Below are 23,016 nucleotides of genomic sequence, written 5' to 3'. Positions count from 1 at the left end.
AGCCGGAACTGCGTTGAGGTATGTGTTTGCAATTCCGATGAAATTGCTACGTAAATATAAGAAAATTTGCAACTGAGATTCTCTTTTAGTGGCTGTTCAATGTCATGGATATCTTCTACATCACGTCAATTACAATCGGGTTATCTTACAAACTAAATTTGCTGGCGTCTGAATGCGGTGCGATCGTTGAATATTTCAAGGTGCTGTACCCACTTTTTTCGATCCGCGCTTGTCCGTCGTTTTAGAGCAAAACACGAAGCGTGATGGGAGGAGATAAAGGGGGGTGGGTTAGCTGTAGGTAAGAAATTAGTTTTCAATTTTTTCGTATCGGATAAAAATGTGCATTCAATCGAAGGTGAATTGAAATGCCTATTTATGAACCAGAAATAAAATGCGATGATAATCTTTGCCGATTGAGAGTTGGTGACTGGCTGTGGCGCTCTTTATATGCTCGGCTTTGGTGGAGTGCGGTTCCCATATATTGGGCAGCGATGGCCGCATCCTCCCGGGTGGAATTGTTTTCGGCGTTCTTTAGTTCCGCCTTCGCAGGGTTTGTGAATGTATTTTTCTTCCCACCTCTTGTAGCGCTAATCTTGTCGTATGGCTTTTTGAAAGCATGGCTGTCGACAGCGGAATTCGACCCGGATATTGCCTCAGCTGAGCATGCTGAAGAATTTTTTGCCCGGCGTCGCAAGCGCTATGGGCCTTCTGGTATGCTGCGTGAATTCGATCCGTTAGACCCGGCGTCAGGCTCTAACTGGATTGGCAGTCCGTTGAACCCGTCAAATCCATTTTATATCATTCGCCACCGCCACCCTTCTTGAATGACGGGTCGCCGTCAAAGGCGCCTTTCTTCAGGTCGGTCGAAAACCTGCCGCTGTTGAGCAACGAGCTTTGTTCGAGCGAGGTGACAGGGGCAGTCAGATCGACAGTCCCCCGCCCACTGTCTGCGTCGCCCAGATAGCTGTTACGCAGTCCATTTGGTCCGAGGATTTCCATCGCAAGCCTACCGGAGAATGCCTCAGCGGGATTTGTTGTCCGCGCTGCCCAGCGCTCCGCATTCGCAAGAGCTTGGCGGACGTCGAAGTTTACGATGTTGAGCTGAGCACTCACGATTTCACTGGTTGATCCTGCCTCTTGGCTTGACACACCCAATGATCCACCAGTGTGACCGAACGCGGCTCCGTGCTGCTTAGATTTGTCGGTCCGACCTGATCCCGCGCCCGTTCCACCTGATACTTCTCCGCTCACCGATATCTGAAACGAATTTTGATCCTGCGCAGTGCGGGCGATTGCGCGTTCCCACCCTGTTTGCGACATGACCGCCTGAATGTCCCGCTGCAGCGTATCTGCCACCTGGGGTCTGAGGCGCCAGTTGCCCTTGCGGTCCATTTCGAACCCACCCCGCAGCCAGTTTGCCATCGCAGTCTTGCCGTCAGCGCCGCCGCCCATGAAGTGCTCGATCGTGTCCGGTCCAGCCTGCTTACCGGCCTCGAACCGCGTGCTGGTGTCGTTGCGCGCCGATTTCTCGAATCCGGCGCTGCTGGAGACGAGTAGATCGTTATGGGCAAGGCTGAAGCGGGCATGGCCGCCATTGGCTATAGCGCCGAGTTGGCTTTCGTTTAGGAGGCCAGCCTTCCACATCTGGGCCGCCGTGGTGGGTGTCAGGTTGAGGCTGAAGTCGCCATTCTGGTCCATCGCGATCTGCCGCGTGGTCATGTCGATGCCATTTGTCTTGAGGAGCGATTGCATGCGCGACAGGCGCTCCTTCTCGACGATGCTGGTCATCCTGGCATTGCGCGCGCGGTCTGCCACTCCTTCGCCGCCGCCCTCCGCCATATCGAGCTGGTTTCCCACGCCATCGCTCAGAGTTCGTATGAAGCTATCCAGCCGGGCGGCCTCGCGCGTCGACATCCCGGCTGCCGCCGCACCTTGCGCAAAGCCAAAATTCTCGGACTGCCTTTGCTGCTCGCCGATCTGCGCCGCGCTGCGGGTCCCGTGATGACCTACCTCACGCTGCGCATCGAGCTTGCCTGACCTTTCGGCAAAATCGTAGCCAGCGGCCTCTCGCGTGCGGCCGTAGACGCTCGTACTCTCCCGGGCTGCCTCTGCGGTTGCCCCGTCGGCGATCCCGACCTCGCTTGCCGCCCGATAGGTCTCTAGGGCATGCATGACCTGCGCCTCACTACGGCCAGTAGCGCGGGAGAGTTGAGAGATGGCGGTAGAGCGCGCTTCGCCGGAGAGGGCGTTGATGAAGGAGATGCGGCGGTTCATCTCATCGACTGGCAGGCCAAGCATTCGGGCAGCGAACCGCTGTCCCTCATTTCCGCCAGTCCGCCGGGCCTGTTCGGTGGCGACATTGCCGCGCTCGACCACTGCAATCTGATCGCCCGCATAGTCTCGGCGGCCTTCCATCGCGCCCACCTGCGTCTGCGCGGCGGTAAGTTCGTTCCGGAGCATCTCATCTTGAGAGAAGCTGTTGGCTATAAGCTTGGCAAAGGTCGGATCGGCCTGGGCTTCGGCAATCAGCCCGCTCGACTTGAGCGCAGCATCTTGCGGAGAATAGCCCGCGCGCTCGAAATGCCGGGTCGCTCCCTGCATCATCATGTCATAGGCGCGGGTGTCGCCAAAAGCGCGCCATTGAACAAAGTTCTGGGTGAAGGCGGCGAATGCCTTCTCGCCGCCCTGGCCCGCGCCAAAATAGCCCGTGCCAAGTTTTCGGAGGGCGTCCTTCTCGGCAAAGCTGTGGATGGCGCCGGTCGCGGCGGCCGCCTGCACAGCGCTCTCGACCGATGGGTCGGAAAGATCACGGCCAGCAAGCGCTGGCGCGAGACCGCCCAATTCGCGGGCGGCATCGATCCCGCCGAGACCCAGCGCGGCCTGACCGGGCATGCCGGAATGCGCGCCCTCGACCGCGCTGGCAGCGCCGAAGCTGCGCGTGGCGCCAAAGCTGGACCGCTCGCCAAAATCGCCGAACGAGCCTGCGGCGGCGCGGCGCGCGCTGGTGCCGGTGGCGGACGCCTGGGCTTCAAGTGCCGATGCATAGCCTTCCGATGTCGATACGGTCGCTGCTGCCGATGATGCCTGCGCCGTGACGCCAAGCGATCCACCGGTGAAGGAGGAAAAGACATTGCCCGAGAAGCGGAAGACCGTGAACACGAAAGCGCCTGCAAGGCCCGCACCTGCCGTGCGGAAGCTGCCGAAGATGGCGAGCGCTTTCATGGCGGACGAGGGCGCCAGCATCCAGGCGTTGGCGGCCAGATGATTAGCCCGCATCTCGGCGAGCGTCGCTGTCGCCCGGCCAAGAGTGAGCTGATAGATGCCGGCATCGATCACGCCCCATAGCGCCACGAACACGAAGAGGCCGAGCGCAAAGCTTGCAGCCCGCAGGTTGATCGGCGTCAGGATGAAGAGAAGCGCCACCGGCACCATGAAAAGCATGATCCCGAAAACGACGGCGCGGATCGTCGGGAACCATTCGTTGGCCGTCGACATGGTCGCCAACCCGCTCGATACCACGGCCCGGTTCGCCATCACACGCGAGGCGGTTGCGGGACTATCTTCGAAGAGGACATCGCCTACGCTGTTGCCAAGCAGGATGTTGGTAAGGAACGCCTGGGCGGTGAGCGGCGTACCCATCATCATGTCGCCCATCTGGCCAAGATTGCCCCGACAGCGGGCGAGCTGGTCGGGCTTCGCGATGTCATAGCCGGTCCGGGCGCAGACCTGCGCTGAATAGCTTTCGAAGATATTGGGATCAGACAGTCGATCGGCAATATGGGGCCAGGCCTCCTCGCAGCTGACCGTCGTCCCGCCCTTGTCCGAAGCTGTAAAGACCGTGCTGAAGGTCGACGGGCCTGCCATCGCTGCAAAGGCGGTCGGTAGGTCGCTACTGGCCCGGAAGAGTTGGTCATCGTCGACGCCATAGGCCGGAGACACGCGCGCGACCGGATAGCATTGGCGGACATAATCCTTGACCGTTGCATCGAGAAAGCTGTCGGTCATCGGGCCGCGCGGCGAGACTGCGTTCAAAAACAGGTCGAAGGCGTGGCCGCCCGCGCCAAATTCGAGCTTCGCATGGGGATCGAGCGTATTGTCGTCGATCGTCTCGGCAAGTGCCCGTTCCATCATGTTGGTGACGCCTGCCACCAGCACGATGAGATTGGGAACGTCTCCCACTGGCTGATAGGCGTTGCGGACACGGTCATAGATATGGACCGTGCCGGTGGTGGCAATGAGGCCGACGAAGAGACCGATTCCGACCAGCATCTGGATGCCGAAGGCGACAAGCCCCATGCCCGTGCCGCGTACCATGGCGAGGACAGCGCCCAGCGCCATGCCGACGACCGCCACGATCAGCACCAGTGTCTCATAGCGCGGATCGGCGAAGATCATGGAAACGAGGCGGAAGGCATCGACGGTTTCGGCAAAGCCGTCATAGCTATGAAAGCTGGCTTCCAGCGCGAGCGCCGGCTCAGCGATGGCAAGGCTGGTGAGGATCGCAACGAGGCGAACGACAAGGCGCATGGGAAGGGCTCCCTCTTAGCGATTGCGGTTGGTGGCGGTGCCGGCGGCGTCGCGGGCATCGCGGTCGCGCTGGCGAATGAGGCCTGCATAGTTGGTCGAAAGGTTCGCCGATCCCAGCGCCGCGATATAGGATTGGCGCATCTGCGCGCGCTGCCGCAGCACTTCTTCGCGCAGATCGCCAAGTTGCTCGATCCCTTTGGTGAGGATCCGCGTCTGGCAGATATTGGCGTTGCTGCTGTCTGCCGCGCCTGCCGCATTGGTGCCGCGCTCGGCGTTGGTCAGCGCAAAGTCGATGCTGCGGGTGAGGTCATTCAGCATCTGATAGGCAAGGGTCAGCGCCACCAGTTCGTCTGTATCGGCGATGACGCTATCCACCACATCCTGCCGGACGCCCCATTCGAGCATCCGGTAGACGGGGAGGGTCCGGACATTGGCCACGAACTGCCGCTCCTCGGCGGTCAGCGCCGCGCGCGTGCGGATTTTCTCGGCAATGGCCGTCATCCGCTCGCGGGTAAGGGTGAGCGCGCCTTTGCTGCCGTCGCGGGTGCAGTCGGCGCTGGTTGCGGGGATATTGAGCGCGCGTCGCATGACCCGGCCGCTCAGGAAGTCGTCGGAGGATTCGCTATCCTGCCCGGCACAGGCCGGAATGGCGGAGAAGAGCGGCACCTTGTCGGTCGCGTCCCAGCGCATATAGACGTCGCCCACCCGCGCCCGCATGACGCCTGCCCAGTCGGCGGCACCCACCCGGCCGGCGGCGTGAGAGAGAAGCGATCCCGTCCGGAATATCTCGGTCACCTCGGCCGGGCAGTTGGCGAGCGCATCGCGCAAATCCTCGGTCGGATTATTGCCGTTCGACTGGATCTTCTCCCGGCTCTGCTGATAGCTTTTGGCGTAGCCTTCCTTGACCGACTTGTAGCCTGTCATTTCCTCGATGATGCCGGACATATTGTCGTCGCCCTTGGCGATCTGGACCATGCGGTTGGCAAGTCGACAGTCATTGACCTGAATGCTATTCAGATAATTGGTGGCTGCCTCCATCTTCGAAATGATATTCCCCATCTTCTCGTCGAGCGTTTCGAGCAGATATTGGAAGGCGACGGCGGGTGCTGCCTGCAGGATGCTTTCGAGCTTCTCGACGAGATAGTCGGGATCAAGGAAGGACATGCCGCCAAGGAACATGTCGATGCCACCGCAGCCTGCCTTCACCTTGGGCAGCGTCAGGCTCATCAGATAGTCATTATGAACGTCGATCCGTCCCGACATGCCACCAGCGGTTACATAGCCGCGCGTCTGGTCCTCAAAACTGCCGGGGCTTGTGTAGGTGACATTGTCGAACCAGTGCTCAGCCCAGCTCTGCGCCTGCGCGGGAGCGGGCGTCATGCCGCAGCTGGTGGCGCAGAGCGTGAGAAAGGCGACAAGCCGGCGGAAGATCGCTTTTGCCTTCAGGCGCGTCAGGCAGACGGAAAGGGCGTGGCGCATGGCGGCCTCCGATGGGGTGAGGGGGTGGGATCGGCTGCGCCCGCCATTGCTTAGCCTTTCCGTCGAGAGGTGGATGGGAGGGACGCGGACAGGCCGACGATCCCTGTGAATTTGGACATGGCGCGTACCCCTACGCCCACGCGCACGCCCGTCTGCATCTTGGCCGCGAGATAGAGGTTGCGGCTGATATTGGCTGAATGATCGGTGCCGATCGCCACCGGTATGATGCGATTGGGATCGGCCAATGGCCGGACCCAGGCCACCGGATGCCCGACCCAGGGGATACCGAGGCGTCCCGAACGGATCATGGCCTCCTGCTCTGAAATGGTCCGGACGGCCCAGCTATATCGGGCCTTGATGGCGCCAAGCTTGGACCAGAGATCACCGCAGGGCAGGCAGCCCGGCGCTGTGCTCATCTCGATCACATAGGCCGAACCCTGGCCTCGCAAAGTCGCGTCAAAATCCGGCGGATAGGCGCTGGTGCGCGGAACGCGATCGAGCCAGGCTTTCATCGCCTGCTCGGTGCTGACCGGATGGACGGCAGCGCGTGCGGCGTCGGCGCGGGTCGGAGGTCCGGCTGCGATCACTGGACCGGCGCCGACAGCCGTCGCAGTGACCAATATGATGAAGATCGACTTCACGGTTGCCGGCTCGGGTTCACAGCCGGGTCGCTGGCTGCGACAGGTCCATTAGCCAGAGCGTCGAAAAAGCCATTTTCCTCGCCGGCACCGGTCAGGAACTGTTCGGGCCGAATGTCGCCCGAAAGCAGCTTCACCGCCTGATAGGCGGTCTGGATGAGATTGGGATAGGCCTCCACGCCATTGGCGATCACCATGCGCTGCGCCGAACCCCGGCGGATCACCATGGTCGTGGGCGTCACATCGACGCCAAAGCGGCTGGAGAGCTCAGGCTTGCGATCGAGATCCTGGCTGCTCACTTGCCAGCCCATTTCCTCTTGGAAGCGCTGGAGGATCGGCCACTGGAGACGGCAATAGCCGCAGCTCGCACGCGAGAACATGATGAGCGCAAACTCGCTGCCTTTGGATCGGAGATAAGCGCGGCGCGTGGCGTCCTTCTGCGCACCCATGGCGTCGCGCGCGTCGCCCACCACCGGATAGGCGGAGCGGGCACTGAGCTCCGGATGGGTCAGCATGGCGAGCTGCGTGACGCCGGCAAAGGCGCGGGCCTTGCGCCGCGCAAAGTCCTGGAGCCGCCAGAAATCGGCGACCGCATCGACGGTCAGGACCGTGGCGGCATAATCGCGCTGCTCGCTGATGAGTTTCGCGATACGGGGCGGGCTCCATTTGGCGAGCTCGATCATGGGCGGGATAACTGGCGCAGGCGGCAGCTGATCCTCGTCCGCTTTGCTGGCGTCTGCTGGTTTGGGCGCATACCACCAATAGCCGAGCTTGGGGCCACCGTCGGGTTCCGCGGCCGGCGATGACGTGGACGCCGCAAAAGCAATCGCGGATAAGGCGAGGCCCCACCTCACAGCACCCGCTCCATGCGGGTGAGGCGTTCGATCCGCACCGGGCCGAAGTAGCGGCTGTCAAAACCCTCTGGATGGTCCGATCCGACATAGATGAAGCCCGCCGGAAGGACATGATCGCCCCAGCGCAGATGGTCGAGGCGCTGGCCGCCCCGGCCCATGGGACGGCTGATACCCAGCAGGGTGTTGCCGCAATAATAGCTGCTGTTTGTGACCCTGCCATCGAACACTGAATGGCGCTCAACCTCGCGCAGGCGTTCGCCGGCCATGCACATGGCCCTTTTGGTGACGCTGATGGGGTGGGGACCGACAATGGGATGGGTGAGCTCGAACATGACAAGGTCGCCCTTGTGGATGGTTCCCGGCGCGGCGCGCACTGCGAAGGCATCGATCGACGGGCTCATGACGATCGTGACGGCCGGGATCGCCTGCCAGGTGATCGTCGCCAGCGGCAGGGTGATGCCAAGGGCGAGCCAGAAGCGGGCGGGCCGCGCCTTCTGGTCGCCCACCGCGCCGCCCAGCGCCAGGGCGGCCTCGCGTGGGAGAAGTTTAGCCCAGAGGAAAAGCCGATTAGCGGCCAGCCAGACGAGCCGAAGCATCGCGCACCTCCTCTTTGCCGCCCAATCGGCCATATTCATCGAGCAGGCCTGAAAGCGCAGCGTCTCCCAGGACGAGATGGGCGGCACGCGGCGCATTCTCGTCCTCCCGCTCACAATAGGGCTGGGTCGGATCGCCCGGAACCATGGCCAGGGCCGGCACGCGAACGATGCCGTGCTGGCGAAACAGGATCGGATCGATCACCACCTGGACATTGCGCATCGTACAGGCCGGGCCTTCGCAGCCAGGATCGAGCCGCAACATCCGCGCCGTAAGCTCTGCCATTGGACCCATCCTTGTGAGACCGCCGGGTACGCCGCGAAAGGCGATGACCCCACCGACCCGCTCAAGCTGCCCGGCATAGGTGCGCAAGGTCTCGAGCGGCATCGATGAGGACGCGAACAGCACGGGCACCCAGGCTTTGGCTGGCGCATTGGCGGAGGCGGGCCGGGGTGTTGAAGCGCCATCTGGTGGCGCCAGACCCAGCGCCTGATGGAGCCTGGCGCTCATGGCCTCCTGCTCTGCGGCGAGCGCTTTTGCTGCCCGTGCCTGTGCCGCGCGTGCCTGCTCAGCCAATTTCGGATCGGCCTTGCGCTTGACCATAGCGTCGAAGGCGCGCCGTTTTAGAGCAGGATCGGGGGGAGGAATCTCGGCTGGCCCCTGTGGCGTCGCTGGAGCGCCAGCTGTTCTGGCTTTGACCAGACGTTCCATGGCCGAGCTTTGCCCGGTTGCTCGCTCGGCCCCCCACGCCTCTCCATGCGTTGATGAGAGGAGCGCCAGCGCCAGGATGAACGGCGCAATCGGGGCGTCAGGGATTGACGGTGCGCAGATAGGCATCGACCTTCTCCTCCATGTCTATTTGAATGTCGGACTGGGCGCGCGCCTCGATCTCCGCATAATATTCTGAGAGATCCATCCGGCTGAAATCGAGCGCCTGAAATTCTTCTGCGGTAAAGCCGCGGCAGTAAGGCTGCTTGGGCGTGCCCCAGCCCATGGCGTTGAAGGCGCTGAGCTGCGGGCGGCCCTGCTCCTGGATGATGCGGCCGAGTTTGGTGTTGAAGCAGCAATGGCCGCGCGCCTTCTGGATGCAGACGCCAAGGATGGATGAGGAGCAGTAGCTGCCGACCTCATGGCACATGCCCGATCCACGCAGCATGCCGGTTTCCATATCCTGTTGGTCGCAGCCGGCGAGCAGCACCTCCATCATGAAGTTGATGGCAAGGCTGATCGCGATCGAGGTGGGATCAAGACCGATGATGATGGCGTTGGCGCCCGCGCTTGCTGCCTGGCCCGCCGTGGCACCGGCCTTGAAGGCGAGATAGGCGGCCTTGGCGCCCGTGAACACGCCCTTGGCGATCGCGATCTTGGTGGTGATCGAGCTGATCGAGCCGCCCATGCCGTCCTTTACGATCCTGTCCCTGTCCTTGCAGCAATTCTGGAAGGTGACGCTCGCGCCGGGCGGTCGGCAGCGGAGCGCCCGGCCACCAAATATCTCGATGGCGCCAAGACAGTTGCCGTCTGCGTCGACCGGGCCGTCATTGTCCGGGCCGGCATCATCGACCAGCACTTCATCCTCGACCGGATTGAGCGCTGTGTCGATGCAGGCGACGGGCGAGCAGGTCGGCGTGCCGCCGGCCGCAGGCACAAGGCATTGATGTTGGCTCCCAAGCGGGCAACTATAGGCGCCGGCGGCGTCGGCCACGCAAAGCGTCTGCTGGATCGGGCATTGGGTGGCTCCATCCGCCATGGCGGTGCAGCTGGCCATTTCGCCTTCATCAGCCGCATCGCCATTGCCGTTAAGGTCTGCAGCGCAGAGTTGGGTCGCCCATGCTGACGCTGGGATGGTGATCGCTATGAGCGCTGCGCTCAGCAATATGAGGAAGCTGCCCTGTCTCATGGCGTCCCCGCAGTGCAGGCAAGGTCAGAGCCGGCGAGGCGGACGGTCTGCATCATGACGGCGGCTTCGGGAAAATCGTCAAGGCAGCCGCAGGCGGTGACCAGTTCCTCCCCTTCGCCCAGCGGACAGACATTGTCGGCGGTGCAGCTATGATAGAAGCTGTTCCAGCCAGCTGGATCATTTTGGGCAGCGCCAACCGCGCCTGAAACGGCGACGTCGCTATTCACCTTGGGTGCGCGCGTCTTGCAGACAGGCTCGCAGGCAGGCACCGAACCGCGATCGGGCAGCGAAAACTCCCGCGTCGAGGTTGAGATCGTCCCGTCGCTCGACGCGGTTCGATCGGCGAGCAGCGTTTCGGTGGAATGGTCGATGATATAAGCGCTGCGTGTGAGATCGGGCTCAGCGAGCGCCGCGCTGTCAGTGACACACGCATAACGGCGCCTGCGTTCGAAAAAATCCCGCGTGAACTGGTAGCTGCATTGTCCAGCCCCGAAGCGCCGTGTTTGCGCCAGGGGCTTTAGCCCTGTGTTGACGCCATTGCGGAAGGTCTCGACGCCGTCGACCTCTTCCAGGATGAGCCTGCAGTCCTGATCCTGTGCATAGGGCGAGCAAAGATCGACGAGCCGTTCATCGACACTGCAGCTATCGTCGATTTCCGCCTCGATTTCGGCAAGCGCGCCGCCTTCATCGGCCACCGCGACCCGCATGCGGATTTCATGGGCGCCAGGGGTCATGAACGGTAGAAGATCGGTGCCGGGCGTGCGCGTGAAGATGCGTCCCTGCTCGCAATTGCCGGGCGGCAATCCTGCTCCGGTCCAGCTTTGAGGACCCGAAGCGACCAGCGTGCCGTCCACGGTGATTTGCGCCCAGTCGTCGGCATAATAGCGGACAAGGCGGACGCCGCGCAGGCGATCGCGATCACCGACGGTGAGCGTCATCTGGAATTCAAAGATTGAGCAGCGGCCGCCCGTCAGGCTCTTTTCGCCGGGTGACCCCATCTGGAACCGCGCAACGGTTGGACTCACAGCGAGGGTTGATCGACCGCCCGATCGCGCAATGACGGCATCGAAGTTCGGATCGCTAATATTGATCTCGCGCGCGATGGTGCAGGCCCGGGTTTCCTGCGCCTTGCCGCTTGCCGACGGTGAACCGGCCAGTGTCTGGAAGACGCTGCTTCCCTGCGCGGTGGCCGATGCATCCCCCGCTATGGCGGTTGGATTAGCGAGATAGGTTGTTGCCGACACTGAGGGGCTGCTGGTGCACGCCGTCGTCTGCGCGCCGATATAACGGATGACCGGGCCTTCGATACTTGTCTGCGCCACCCCAATCCGGGGATCGGCCGTGGTAAGCGCGCCGATAACGCCGCCGCCCAGATCCTTGAGGACGGAGTTGAGATTACCCAGCACGAGATTGCTGCCGCAGCTCGCATTGATGCAGTAGCAGGCGGAGAGGTCGGTCAGCGGCACCTGGGCGAGCTTGAGGTCTCCAGCGGACGAGACATCCCATTTGAAGGGGGTGCAGTTGTTCCAGCTTCCAGGATCGCAGGAGAGGACACCGTTCGCGCAGATGCCCGATACTGGAATGGGCAGGGTGAGATTTTGATCGAAGCTGCCGTCGAGATTGCTGTCGCGCGCTACACTCAACTGGATGATGTCACCAGTCGAACCGGGCTGCACAAGCACCTCCAGCATCGTCGCGCTTTTCTGGCAGGCAAGGTTGGTGGTGAATTGCCGATTGCTGTCGACGGTGCTGATGGCCTCGCCAGCCAGGCCCGGATTGACGTAACTATTCGTGATCGTGTCGCTGTCACCAGACTTTGCCCGTGATGCCGCCGCTGCGGCGCGTGCACGCGCTTCCATATCCTGCGCGCGAGAGAGTTGCGGCGCGAGAGCCAGGCTGCCGACAGCCAGGATGAGGGTCTTGCCCCTCACAGGGTGCCTCCCGGAGAAATGGGTACTGCGGCGACCAGGCGAAAGCTGTCACCGCTTGCCCTGATGAGAAAGCAGGCGCGGCCATATATGGTTGTCAGCACGGCCGATATCGGATCGGGCGCTAGAGAGGGGGGACACCCGATCCGAGCAGGGGTTTCACCGACCGTGCTAACCTTTCCCTCACATGGCGCCGATCTGGCGGTCACCGGGCATGCGAGGGAAATGGGGAGTGGAGCGACGCTGTGGGGGGACGGCGCCGCTCCGCCCTCGCACCGATCAAATGTGCCAGAATGGCTGTGGCGGGCAGACCATCTGTAATGCCTGTCGATCGGTGCGGGGGATGAGGGAAGTGACATGCTCACGGGGTGGATACTCCCGCGCAGCAGATCACTTTTTCAAAGGACATGAACTGGGCGTTGTCCTTGCCGGGCGCATGTTTGCCGCTCGACCAGAGCGCGCCCGGACGCCCGATATTGACGCATTTGCCGCCCTTTACCGGCTCCATGATCTGGAGCTTGTAGCGGCTCTTGGTCCAGATCGGCTGAGCCTTGAAGGAGCAGCCATCAGCCGAACTGATGGTAAGCGCGCCAAGGCGTCCCATCATGAAGGTGCCGCGTGCGGCAAGGCCCGCCCAGGCCTCGACGCTGTCGCCAAAATGGATGTCACCTGCGACAGGGTAGGTGGCGCCCCAGCTTCCCATGCACCAGAAGAGGGGATCGAGCACCTTGCCCGCTGCCGCCGCGGCGCTGTCGGCCATGCAGGCGAGGCCAGCGGCGGGATTGCCGAATAGAATGCCCTCGGGCTGGATGATCGCGCCCAAGGTTCCGGACTGCCAGGTCGGCAGTATTTCGGTGATCATCGCGACGTCGAACCCGTCGTCCTCGATGCAGGGGAGGTCAGTGAACATGTCGAGCATCTTCCAGACCGGCGAGATGTAATAATGCATCTGCGCGAACATTTTCTGGCTGTTGGTGCCATCGGCGATGGAGGACTGGCTGCCCTGAAGCTTCCCACCGGTCGGCAGGAGATCTGCGCCGAGCGCCATCATGCAGCCGGGTTCGGTGACCACGTCGATCATGCGGTTGGGCGACCAGAAGCTCACTTTGACGCCAAACCAGAAGGTGGCGCCCTTGCGGCAGGCGCATAACGGCTTGGACGCGGACTGGGCGTCCAGCTCCTTGTCCAGCTTGTCGAAGCTTCCGACCCGGACGCCGCCGATCGTGATCGGGAAGATGCAGTTCCAGCGCACTTTGGTGAGCGGATTGAAGATGGTGCCGGTTTCGCATTTGGATGCCTGCGCCGGTGTGCTGCCGGAACCGATGGTGAGGGCGATGGTCAGGGCGGCGGCGCGCAGGAGGGGCTTGCGGTTCATGGCCGGGCACTCCGGTCAGCGGGACGCTTGGGCGCATATTCGTGCAAAACCAGCTTCTTTCCCTCTTGCGCGACGATGACCGGCGCGACGGTAAGACCGAGCCTTTCCTTGATGCGCTCCTCCAGAATGAAGAGCGGGCGGCCTGTGCGCTCGGAGAGATCCAGGGCATCGCCAGCGGTCAGAAGGATGAAATCGGTGAAGCGCGCGGCCTTGAGCGCCCAGGCAAGATCGCGTGGGTGGACGATGACGAGGCGCTGGGGCAGCGAGACATAGTCGAGGGGATTGAAGGTGAAGCCCTTGGGATAGAGGATGCGGCCGTCAGGCAGTCGGATATCCTCATCGACCGTGTAGAAGGGAATGAGGCTCCGTGTCCGATCGGCCGGTGTGACCCCAAGCGAAGCGGCCTTGAGCGCTGACCAGTTGGCGCGCAGGCCGAACTTCGCTGCCATATCGGGTGCATTGGCGACCCGCGCCTCGATCTCGCTCATCGCGTCGGGTTCGGTGATCGGCCAGGTCCGGCCAATGGTCGAGGTTGCGCCCTGCGCCTGCTGGCAGGCGAGACAAGCCAAGAGGGCGCCAAGCAGCGCGTGGCGGGCACGATCGGGGAAAAGGGTTTCAGCGACCATGGCGCTTCGCCCACCATGGCTTGCCCTGATCCTGCCTTTCCCCGCGCACGCCGACGATCAGCGCGCTAAAGCCGAGCAGGCCCGACATGCCCTGGAAGATACGCATGGATATCGGCAATGGGTCCGATGCCTGGCACACCAGGACGGTCTGGACGAGCAGCAGCAGGTGCGTGCCGACCAACAGGCGGATCGGACCATGCGCCGGAGTAGAAGAGAGGATGCCGGTCATTTGCCGCGCCTCCACCGGGTGAAGTGGTCGAGACCGCGATCGAAGGCGCCGGTGAGGCCGATCAGCAGTAGGCCGCTCGCAAAGCAGCCGGCTGACACCATGACTGCGGCGCGCAGGACCATGACCGCAGGCTGATGCAGAGCGAGCCCCGCACAAAGGACGAGCGCGCCCATCATCAGCGTTTCGATCGTTACGAGCCGGAAGCGCCAGAACAGGGCCTGATGCTGGGCTAGGCTGACGGCTCGCGCCTCGATGAGTGCTTCGATCGTTGGATCAAGATCAAGGTCAAGCTGGGAAGCCGTCGGCTTGGCTGGCGGGGGCGTGGCGGGAGGATGTCGCATCATGAGATCTCCTGCGAGGAAATGGATCTGGGCGAGCCCAGCAGCTGCGCGGGGTCGATGCCGGCCAGATCGCAGACGGCTTCGAGCGGCGAGAGGCCGGCGCGCAGGCGCGCTTCGAAGGCGGCCACTTCCTGGGGGGCCGAGGTGTTGATCCAGTAGGAAAAGGGATCCACGACCAGGCGGGCGATGCCGAGGCCGAGCGGGGAGTCGATGAAAACCTCGGAATAATGCGGCTTGTTGTTCCGGACCGATTTCAGGAGATCGAGAACGAAGCCCGAATAATCGAGGATCTTGTTCTCGACAGCCCGTTCATAGGTCGATCCCTGGAGCAGGAAGCGGGTGGCGGCATTTTCGAGGATCACCTGTCCCGTGCCGCCGAAGAGCAGCAGGTCGTTCATCGACTGAAGGACGACCCCGAAGCTCCCCTGATATTTGCGCGCGCGGCGATACCCCTGGCCGAACACCTCGGCGAGGCGGGATAAATCCTGGCCATCGGTCCGGGTCATGAACTGGGCGGCTTCATCGCACAGAACGAAGCGTGGCCGGTCGCGCGCGGAGAGATAGAGCTCCTGGCTCACCGCATTCACCACCACCATGACGATGACGTTGAAGAGGTCCGGCATGGCTTTTAGCCGTTCGAGCTCCAGCACGACAAACTCATCGGAAGAGATGTCGAAGGTCGAGGGGCCGTTGAAGAAATGGCCATAGGCACCCGAACTGCCGAAATCGCGCAGGTTGAAGGCGAGTTCGCGCGCGACCGGGACCAGATGATCGACCTTGTCGAGGTCCTGGGTAGCGTCTGCGGGATAGGCGCCAAGCCAGTCCCGGACGGCATCGATCCCTGCTTCTGCGCGTCCGCTGTCGATCGTCCACTGGACGGCGGATTTGAGGAGGTTCCATTCCGAGGTGGTGACGCCCTTGCGGGTCGCGGCATTGGCCATTTCCGCGACAATCGCGACCGCCATGGAGATGGCGGACTGGCGATCGTCGCCGTCGAGCGCAAAGCCCATGTCGAAGGGATTGAGGACCAGCGCCTCCTCGCCAATGTCGATGTAGCGCCCGGAGCAGAGGGTGCAGAGCTTCCTGTAGCTGCCGCCGATATCGATGATGCGGATGAGCGCGCCCTGCGCATAATATTGGAGGCAAAGATTATTGAGGAGGAAACTCTTGCCAGCGCCGCTCTCGGCCGAGACGATGAAATTATAATTGTTGATGCGCGGGTCGAAGAGGTCGAGCGTGATGAGCTGGCCCTTGCGGCCGACATAGAGGAGGGCAGGACGGCCGCCGCCGCGAAAGTCGGTCTGGACGGGCGCCAGCAGCGCCGCCGCCTTGGCGGGCATGGGAAGGTCGCGCTCCAGCATCCGCAATGTCCGGCGCTCGGGATAGAAGCCGAAGGGCAGGCTCATGGGCAGCAGGATGGGATTGAGATAGCTCTCCTCCTGCATCATCCAGGGCAAGGGTTCGCTTTCCCAAAGCCGCTTGGCGCGGGCGGCCATTTCGCGGGCCTGCGCGCTGTCGCGACCGAACACCCAGACGGTGGGGATCACTGAGACGAAGCGGCTGTTGCCGGCTTCGTCCAGCACCCAGCCTATTTCTTCTATCTGTTTCCCCACCTCGACGGCGAAACTGCCGGCGGCCTTTTGCGCGGAGAGGATTTGCGCCCGCTTATGGATCTCGAAGGCCGAGTGATCGAACAGGATGTTCAATGTGTAGAGAAAGGGACCACCGATCTGGTCGCTATCCTCGGCCGCGCCGCGCATCCCGCCGAGCAGCCGGTTGCAACGCTCGGCCGTTACGCGGCGCGCGGGCGATTTGGGCGTCAGGCAGCGGGCGACCTGGTTTCCGAAGTAGAGTTCCGGGCCATCGAACAGCAGGTCCGGCCCTGCATCGATAATCTGCTTGCGGACGGGGCGCGCCGGATTGTCTGCGGTCCCGCGGGCGAAGACGCCGGGCGCCGGATCGAAAGCGCCGTTGAAGATCCGGCGATAGAAGCTCACCAGCGCTTCGGGGGCCATACGCACAATGCCGAGCTTGGAGAGTTGCTCCTCGATCTGCCGGCGCAGGTCCGCACCGAGAGGCTTGCGGGACTTGATCGCGAGCAGTACGCGGAAATTGCGAATGGGGATCCCGTGAAGGGCGGAAAGCCCTTCGGTGCCGTCGCGCAGATATTGCGCCGTACGCCGGGCCGACGCCTGGACGAGCGGATCGGGCCGGGATTTAAGATCGAGATAGGCGTCGAGCGCTTGGTCGATCAGCGGATCGGCAAAGCAGTGGAGCTGCACCACCGTGCCAGTGCCGAACTGGATGTTGAGAAGACCGAGCAATGCCTGATGGACATGGGCGAAGAGGTAAGCCGACGGCACCAGTTCCCAGGCCTGTCCCCAGCCATCATCGATCGTGAGGAAGGCTTCCTCCTCCTCGACCCAGCTCACCATGGGCAAGAAGTCCGAATAGGCGTCGCGCGAGACGCTTTGCCGCAGACGCTCATAGGTCATGCCGCCGCCATGGCGCGTTCCAAGCCCCCTCATTGATCCTGCTCCTGTGCCTGATCCAGTGGCGGCGCCGGGATATCGCTATCGGTGAGCGTGGGCTTCGCTTTGGTCTGCTCGAGGATGGGAGCCCGCGCGGCTGGCTCAGCCGGATTGACGAGATAATCGCCGACCACCCACTGCGGCTTGTCGAAGATCGAATAGACGTAGCGCGGCATGTAAAGCCGGTCGGGGCGGTCGCGATCGGCATAAGGGAGGATCAGCGTGCGGACCGTCCGTCCGAGCCGGAGCATCGGTGTGACCGGCGCCTCGACCAGGCCCTGAAGTTCGCGATAGATGCTGCTGCGGTAGCCGACATAGCCATCTGCAGTGGAAGTGCGGCCGGTTCTCCGCTTGTCGGTGTTCCCGGAACTTCCGGATACCTTGCTGCTGTTCGTGACCTTGGGATCGGATTTTGATGCCCGGCCAGCCACGGCGTCGGCATAGGCCTTCTCGGGATGGATGCACTGGCCGTGATCGCTGTTCTTGCAGCTGAACTTCTCAGGATAGGGCGACATGGCCGAGCCAAGCGTGGTGCAGCCGGACAAGGCGCCGAGCAGGAGAAAAAGGGTAGGGCAGGCGAGGCGTGCGGTCGCGCAAGAGTGCTGGCTTGGCATGGAATACTCTCCCTGAAGGTGGCAAGTGGGCATCAGAATTTGGCGGACATCAGAATTTGGTTGTAGTGGTGGGTTTGATTTCCAGAGCCAGGCCCTCCTGGATCACGACCACCACGTCCTTGGCAGCGCCGACCTCGACGATCGGCCCAGCCTGACGCGCCAGATCGAGGTAGAAATCGGTGAGCTTGTCGGAGGATTTGGAGAGGCCGCCTGCGACACCGGTCTTGAGCGCATCGCCCGCGTCCAGGGACCGGACGGTGCCGAGCGCCGAGGTCGAGGTGTTGCCGAAGGTGGTCTCGACGCTCTGGCTGACCCCGGCGATCGTGCCGGCGATAAAGCTGCGGGCGAGCGCAGCGCCGGCGCGGGTAACGACTTTGCCCGACAGCCCCTTCTTGCCATCAGTATCGACAAAGAAACCCTTGATCGGCTGGTCAATGACCGAGCGCTCGTCAAAATCGACGCAGGAGAGCGAGATGAGCTGGACCTCGACGCGCTCCTTGGCAAGGCTCCCCGTGGCGTTGCCGATGACAAAACAACCAGCGAGGTTGGCCTTCACATCATTGGGCAGCACGGCGGGCGCCTGAACGCGGGCGATCAGCGGTTCCGGGTTGCTCGTCGCGTCCCGGCTGGCGAGCGCGTCGATCCCGGTCAGCAGCCGCGCCTTCATGAAACCAGGCGGCAAATAGATTGTCCTGGTCTTTTTTTTAGCGCCATTTGGAGCAGCCGATCCTTCCGCGACGACTGCGCTCGTCGCGGCGCCGATCGCGCCCACTTGGCGTTCGACCGGCGGCGCGGGCGGAACAGCCGGCGCGCTCGGCATGGGCGGTGCTGGCAGGCTGCCGTCGGCACGTTCGAGTTCGCTTGGTGTCGGGCTGGGCGGAAAGGCCGGGATATCGCCCGGCATGGCATTGGGGAGGTCGCCGACTGCTGCTTCGCTCGATGCTGGACCGGCGCTTCCGATCCGGCCCTCCTCAATCGCCGTGACTCGGTCGCCGAGCAGGTTCTGCCCATCGAGGATCTTCTTGAGGTCGCCGCGCACCTTCGTTTCAAGGCTGTCGCCGCGAAGGCCCGCCCCCATGTCGAGCTTGGATGCCGCCGGCGCCTGAGGCGAAGTGTCCTCCGCGCTGTGCGAGGCGGAATAAAGACCATAGCCGAACAGGGCGACCAGCACGCCGATCGCGGCCTGGCGTGCGCGTAATTGCTGCTGTGGGCTGAGCGTCGCCCAACGTGCCTTCAGATCGAGAAGGGCCGGGCCGCGCAGCTGGAGGACGCTGTTGTTCCTTTCGGTCGTTGCCGAGGATGGCCGGGTCGGCCGTGAACGGCCCCTGGCGCCGCTACTTTGCGCGGGCGAACTGGTTTCGTCTGGACCTTGGGGGATATTCCTTCGCTCATCGCTCATAGCCCGTCTCCCCGGCGCAGAATGATGAGCCGGGCGGTCTCCCCGGTACGAAGCGAGAGCCGATCAAGCGTTGCGCTGAAGATCCGGGCGCCGAGCGCCGCATCGAGGAAGAGGCGCTCGTCGACTTCCATGTCGCTTGTGGCTTCGACCCGATATTCCGATGCGTTGAGGCCTGCGCCCTCAATGGTGACGCGGCGGCGTTCGGTGATGCGCAGCGCGGGTGCGGCGGGGAGGGTGATTTGCCGGCTGGCGGTTGCCACCTCGGTGAAGCTCGCCGGCACCCGATCCTGCAAAAGGGACAGGGTGATCGAGACCGCACGATCTTCCTCGGCGAGCGGGGCGAGCAGATCCTCATTGGCACGGGCGCGCTGCCGGGCGCCGGGCACCAGCGTGATCGTCTGCGCGGGGATTTCGGATGGCTCGGCGTAGAGCGGGTAGATCGCGCCGTTGCAGGTGACGAAGAACTCGGACGGCGTCGTCACATAGCTGCGGGTGATCTGGCCGCCATCGTCGCTTTCGCGGACGAGGAATTTGACCCAGGCGTCGCCGCCGCCCTTCTCGACCGCAAGACCCTTCTCGGCGGAGAATTTGACATCCTCGATCTCGCCGCCCTGACAGACGAGATGATTGACGTCCCGGTTCGAGAGCCGGATCGTGCTGGTCTGATCGGGCAATGCCTGGATCGATTGCGCGTGTCCCGGCGAGGCCATGGCGATGAGAGGCAGAAGGGTTAGGGCAGCGCGAGACGCGCGCGCTCGGTTACCGAAGCTCGGCATCGAATTTCTCCTCGGTGAGGGACAGGATCCAGAAGCGCCCGGCATCGATCATGTATCGGATGCGCAGATTGCCCCGGAATTTGCGGATGACGCCGCCGATGACGCGTATCTTCTCGACGGGCACGAGGATCTGGCGATCGGTCCAGGTGACAGGCTGATCGGGCCGGATATAGGTGGCGATCGATAGCGTGGAATTGTTGGCGAGCTCATCGAGCACGCCATTCAGGCTATCCCGCAGACCATTATAGGCGGTCGGGTGGACGATGCTGAGCAGCTCCTGGAACTGCCGGTCTGCAGAGAGCGCAGAATATGTACCAGACAGCGCGACGATGTTTCGCGTCATGGCGCGCAGATAGGCCGAAGAAGGCTTGCCACCGGTCACATAGAGATCACCGCTGGCGCCGAAGGGAATGACGATCGTGCGCTGGTTCTGGGACGTCGAGTAGAGCGCCATCCCCAGCACGGCGGTGATACCGAACAGGCCGACAATCGAGAATTTGAGCAGCCTGTTCTCCTCGAACAGGTTGGATGATCCCTGGAGATAGCGGTGAATGCCAAAGCTTCCTGGTTTGCCAAGCAGCGGGTCGGCGGCCTCCTGGGGCGATTTCTGACGAAACATGGAGATCTCACTCGCAAAAGCGGGTCTGGGTCGGCCCGGGATAATGGGGGAGGCGCAGCAGACCCCAGCGCCAGGCCAGATGGGGCACGAAGCCGCGGGGCTTCGTCCGCTTCCAGGGAATGAAAAGGAGAAGGACGCCGAGGAGCGACCAGCCCACCAGCCCGCCGACGATGACGGCGACGAAGATGGTGGAGACCACGAGGATGAACTCCTGCGCGTCGAACCAGAGGATCTGGACCGGCTTGTGCAGAAATTGTGGAAGTCTCTCGTCCACGCCCTTCTCCCTTGCTTCACCCACATCTGAACAGATGTGAGGTTTTACGAAGAGCGCGGTTCGCTCTCCGTCCGGCGCGGGGCGATTGGGCCCCCGCGCTGGTCCGTTGAGCCTGTCTTCAGACGATCATGCCGAAGGTCTGGAGAATGGAGTCCGCCCGGATGAGGCAGACGGCGGCCACGATCGTGGGAATGCCGATCATGATGTTCGAGAAGAGCCGCGAGACGCCGAACAGGAAGGCGGCGACACCGCCCACAAAGCCCAGCGGCCCCTTCACGCCCTGGTTCACCACGATATCGTAAATGTCGTAGCCAAGATCGCCCGCAGCCGGCGCCTGGAAGGCGTGGGCGGCCGATGCGAGGGCGAGGGCAGCGACGAACGTTCCCACGGCATCGGCCGTCCGAGACGGGCGGCGCAGGAGCGGCATGTTTGCAAGTTTGATCATTTGCTTAAGTCTCCGGACACAAGAGGAGCCGCCCCAAGACATGCCTGCCGGCACCGACTGGGTGTTCGCTGTCGGCCGACGACAGGCTGGGTGGCTCCTCGGGATCGGGCGCCATCGTCGGCATCTTGAGGCCTTGGGCCGCCATGCAGCCTGAGGCCCGCCAGAATAGGGATTAGGTCGGTAGCTTGGCTGTCGGCCGCTGTTTGGCGAGCCAGGCTTCGATCTCGGCTTGGGCAAAGCCCGATATGACCTGCCCGTCGAGGATGAGCGTCGGGGTGCCCGAAATGCCCATCGACTTGACCGCTTGGCCATGAGCCTGAACCTGGGCAGCGCCATCCGCGCACCGGTTGAGGGGCTTTGGCGGCTCGCCGGCATAGGTCGCGCGGAACGCGGCTTCGCGGTCCTTCGCGCAGAGAATGTGCTCAGCTTTTGAAGCCGCCTCTGGATGAATGCCGGACACGAAGTAGATTTGGCGGCGCACTGGTTTGCCTTCGGCTGCCTTTGTCGCCCAGAAGCGATCGAGCGCGCGGCAGTAGGGGCAGTCGGGGTCGGTGAACTCGATTACCAGTGGGGCGCCGGGCGGACCGATCAGGAGCGCTTTTTTGGGATCTATATCCTTGAGCTTGGCTCGGGCCGCAGCATCCTGGGACAGGGCTGTCAGGTTAACGCCATTCTTGTCGTAGATGGTCGCGAACAGGAGATGATCGCTTTCCGGCGCGTAATAGAGGATGCGGCCGCCGGCGCGGGCCTGGAAGAGTGGGCCATGGACGGGTGAGGGCGCAAAATCCTCGAACTGGAGGTTCGTGAAACTTTGACGCAGCTGGGCCTCTGCGGATCTGGCGACTTGAGACAGGTCGGGTTCGACTGGCCCCTGGCTCAGTGCAGGTGCTGCCGTGCCGAGTATCAAACATGCTGCCGTCAGGCTCGTTCTGTTGAAATGCCGGGTCATTGATTGCTTCCTGCGTTCGGACGGGGGCTCCCTGTGAGGAGGCGCTGATCGATCTTCACCGTGCTTCCGAGATCGACGGTTTCTTCGGCGGGCTTTGCAGTGCGTGGTTGCCCAATGAAGAAATCGGCGCCGATCTGGGCAATCGCCAGTTTCTTTGGAGCCGACGGCGGCTGAATGGGGCCTACCTTCCGGGCTGCAGGTGCAGAGCCCGGAGCGGGGGCGAGTGTGAGCAATCCGGCCATGATGGCCAGTCGTGATGCTGACATCGGACAAATCTCTCTGTTGTCAGGCGCATGAGCGGCCTGGCTTCGCGGTCCGTTCTGGGCCGGGGCGGCTCGCTCTCTTTCGAGCGGCGTCTCGACCTCCGATCGGGTGCTCCAAGCGATGCATCCAATGCGGCACACGCCGCAATGGGGAGGGCACTGAGATGCCGAAAGCGGCACTGAAGTGCCGAAATCGGCATTTCAGTGCCGCTTTTATGCGCATGGACAGCTTCAAACGCGAATTCGGTCGTCAGGAGAGATGCGGATTTTGCGAATCAGGGAGGCTATCGATGGCGACACCCAAGTCGCGGACCTACCGGCTGCATCTATCGGAGGAGGGAACTGACGCGTTTCTCGAATGCCATTCCCGGCTGGCGCGCATCGCGAGGCGTTTCATCCCCTATGGGGCGACTCTGACCGTCGCCATGCTGCTGATCGAGGCGCTGGACGGTCCGGAGCTTTGCGATGAGCTTTCCGCCCCGGCCGTGATCAGGCTGACAGGGCGGATCGAGCATTTTGTGGGCGCGTCACCGTTAGCGTCCGCGCTCGTGGTGTAATTTCCGGTGTAGATTGAGGCGATCGCATGGGTGGGGCATGCCCCACCCATGCGAATTCGATCTCGGTGGCCACCGGGCTCATCGGTAAGGTGGAGTTACCA

Annotated in this window: 22 protein-coding genes; 2 read left to right on the top strand and 20 right to left on the bottom strand. The window is 62.8% G+C overall.

Annotation, left to right across the window (positions count from 1 at the left end):
• The first annotated feature begins 365 nt into the window (after window positions 1-365).
• On the top strand, window positions 366-824 hold the full coding sequence (locus tag F4U94_RS09380) for a hypothetical protein (RefSeq protein WP_120249783.1): 459 nt from the start codon (window positions 366-368) through the stop codon (window positions 822-824).
• On the opposite strand, the gene F4U94_RS09375 is transcribed toward F4U94_RS09380, so the two are convergent.
• The 20 genes from F4U94_RS09375 to F4U94_RS09280 form a co-directional block, all read right to left on the bottom strand.
• On the bottom strand, window positions 799-4,527 hold the full coding sequence (locus F4U94_RS09375) for a conjugal transfer protein TraG N-terminal domain-containing protein (protein WP_120249784.1): 3,729 nt from the start codon (window positions 4,525-4,527) through the stop codon (window positions 799-801). The two genes, F4U94_RS09380 and F4U94_RS09375, sit on opposite strands and share 26 nt — an antisense overlap.
• A gap of 15 nt (window positions 4,528-4,542) precedes the next feature.
• Window positions 4,543-5,907, bottom strand: a complete 1,365-nt coding sequence (locus F4U94_RS09370; RefSeq protein ID WP_232016011.1) for a conjugal transfer protein TraH — start codon at window positions 5,905-5,907, stop codon at window positions 4,543-4,545.
• A gap of 149 nt (window positions 5,908-6,056) precedes the next feature.
• Window positions 6,057-6,647, bottom strand: a complete 591-nt coding sequence (locus F4U94_RS09365) for a hypothetical protein (RefSeq protein ID WP_197716423.1) — start codon at window positions 6,645-6,647, stop codon at window positions 6,057-6,059.
• Window positions 6,644-7,471, bottom strand: a complete 828-nt coding sequence (locus tag F4U94_RS09360; RefSeq protein ID WP_232016014.1) for a conjugal transfer protein TraF — start codon at window positions 7,469-7,471, stop codon at window positions 6,644-6,646. The genes F4U94_RS09365 and F4U94_RS09360 overlap by 4 nt, the downstream gene beginning before the upstream one ends.
• Before the next feature lie 23 nt (window positions 7,472-7,494).
• On the bottom strand, window positions 7,495-8,094 hold the full coding sequence (locus F4U94_RS09355; RefSeq protein ID WP_120249787.1) for a S26 family signal peptidase: 600 nt from the start codon (window positions 8,092-8,094) through the stop codon (window positions 7,495-7,497).
• On the bottom strand, window positions 8,066-8,695 hold the full coding sequence (locus F4U94_RS09350; protein ID WP_120249788.1) for a type-F conjugative transfer system pilin assembly protein TrbC: 630 nt from the start codon (window positions 8,693-8,695) through the stop codon (window positions 8,066-8,068). The genes F4U94_RS09355 and F4U94_RS09350 overlap by 29 nt, the downstream gene beginning before the upstream one ends.
• Before the next feature lie 205 nt (window positions 8,696-8,900).
• Window positions 8,901-9,989: a conjugal transfer protein TraN gene (gene traN / locus F4U94_RS09345; protein ID WP_120249789.1), complete on the bottom strand. Its 1,089-nt coding sequence runs from the start codon at window positions 9,987-9,989 to the stop codon at window positions 8,901-8,903.
• A complete protein-coding gene (locus tag F4U94_RS09340) occupies window positions 9,986-11,920 on the bottom strand; it encodes a hypothetical protein (protein WP_150411893.1) in 1,935 nt (644 codons plus the stop codon). Before F4U94_RS09340 ends, traN begins: the two co-directional genes overlap by 4 nt.
• 358 nt (window positions 11,921-12,278) lie before the next feature.
• On the bottom strand, window positions 12,279-13,292 hold the full coding sequence (locus tag F4U94_RS09335; protein ID WP_120249791.1) for a TraU family protein: 1,014 nt from the start codon (window positions 13,290-13,292) through the stop codon (window positions 12,279-12,281).
• The gene (locus F4U94_RS09330) at window positions 13,289-13,918 is read right to left on the bottom strand and encodes a conjugal transfer protein TraW (RefSeq protein WP_197716425.1); all 630 of its coding nucleotides are present in this window, start codon (window positions 13,916-13,918) and stop codon (window positions 13,289-13,291) included. Before F4U94_RS09330 ends, F4U94_RS09335 begins: the two co-directional genes overlap by 4 nt.
• Window positions 13,908-14,147, bottom strand: a complete 240-nt coding sequence (locus F4U94_RS09325) for a hypothetical protein (protein ID WP_120249792.1) — start codon at window positions 14,145-14,147, stop codon at window positions 13,908-13,910. Before F4U94_RS09325 ends, F4U94_RS09330 begins: the two co-directional genes overlap by 11 nt.
• The gene (locus F4U94_RS09320; protein ID WP_232015878.1) at window positions 14,144-14,491 is read right to left on the bottom strand and encodes a hypothetical protein; all 348 of its coding nucleotides are present in this window, start codon (window positions 14,489-14,491) and stop codon (window positions 14,144-14,146) included. The genes F4U94_RS09325 and F4U94_RS09320 overlap by 4 nt, the downstream gene beginning before the upstream one ends.
• The gene (locus F4U94_RS09315) at window positions 14,488-17,016 is read right to left on the bottom strand and encodes a TraC family protein (RefSeq protein WP_120249793.1); all 2,529 of its coding nucleotides are present in this window, start codon (window positions 17,014-17,016) and stop codon (window positions 14,488-14,490) included. Before F4U94_RS09315 ends, F4U94_RS09320 begins: the two co-directional genes overlap by 4 nt.
• Window positions 17,013-17,633: a TraV family lipoprotein gene (locus F4U94_RS09310; RefSeq protein ID WP_120249794.1), complete on the bottom strand. Its 621-nt coding sequence runs from the start codon at window positions 17,631-17,633 to the stop codon at window positions 17,013-17,015. Before F4U94_RS09310 ends, F4U94_RS09315 begins: the two co-directional genes overlap by 4 nt.
• Window positions 17,634-17,682: 49 nt before the next feature.
• A complete protein-coding gene (locus F4U94_RS09305) occupies window positions 17,683-19,032 on the bottom strand; it encodes a TraB/VirB10 family protein (protein WP_170271919.1) in 1,350 nt (449 codons plus the stop codon).
• On the bottom strand, window positions 19,029-19,742 hold the full coding sequence (locus F4U94_RS09300; protein WP_249042038.1) for a type-F conjugative transfer system secretin TraK: 714 nt from the start codon (window positions 19,740-19,742) through the stop codon (window positions 19,029-19,031). Before F4U94_RS09300 ends, F4U94_RS09305 begins: the two co-directional genes overlap by 4 nt.
• Before the next feature lie 49 nt (window positions 19,743-19,791).
• Window positions 19,792-20,427 carry a TraE/TraK family type IV conjugative transfer system protein gene (locus F4U94_RS09295; protein WP_120249796.1) on the bottom strand — a complete coding sequence of 212 codons (636 nt, stop codon included), beginning with the start codon at window positions 20,425-20,427 and terminating at the stop codon, window positions 19,792-19,794.
• A 7-nt stretch (window positions 20,428-20,434) separates the two neighbouring features.
• Window positions 20,435-20,701, bottom strand: a complete 267-nt coding sequence (locus tag F4U94_RS09290; protein ID WP_026109091.1) for a type IV conjugative transfer system protein TraL — start codon at window positions 20,699-20,701, stop codon at window positions 20,435-20,437.
• Window positions 20,702-20,819: 118 nt separating this feature from the next.
• The gene (locus tag F4U94_RS09285) at window positions 20,820-21,146 is read right to left on the bottom strand and encodes a hypothetical protein (RefSeq protein ID WP_120249797.1); all 327 of its coding nucleotides are present in this window, start codon (window positions 21,144-21,146) and stop codon (window positions 20,820-20,822) included.
• Window positions 21,147-21,318: 172 nt separating this feature from the next.
• A complete protein-coding gene (locus tag F4U94_RS09280) occupies window positions 21,319-22,095 on the bottom strand; it encodes a DsbC family protein (protein ID WP_120249798.1) in 777 nt (258 codons plus the stop codon).
• A gap of 553 nt (window positions 22,096-22,648) precedes the next feature.
• Between F4U94_RS09280 and F4U94_RS09275 the strand changes: the two genes are divergently transcribed.
• Window positions 22,649-22,915: a hypothetical protein gene (locus F4U94_RS09275; RefSeq protein WP_145986196.1), complete on the top strand. Its 267-nt coding sequence runs from the start codon at window positions 22,649-22,651 to the stop codon at window positions 22,913-22,915.
• The last annotated feature ends 101 nt before the right edge of the window (window positions 22,916-23,016 follow it).

The organism is Sphingobium limneticum, assembly GCF_008710155.1.
Lineage (GTDB): Bacteria > Pseudomonadota > Alphaproteobacteria > Sphingomonadales > Sphingomonadaceae > Sphingobium > Sphingobium limneticum.
Note: the sequence above shows the minus strand (reverse complement) of the source record. Positions and strands in the feature narration are given on the sequence as shown.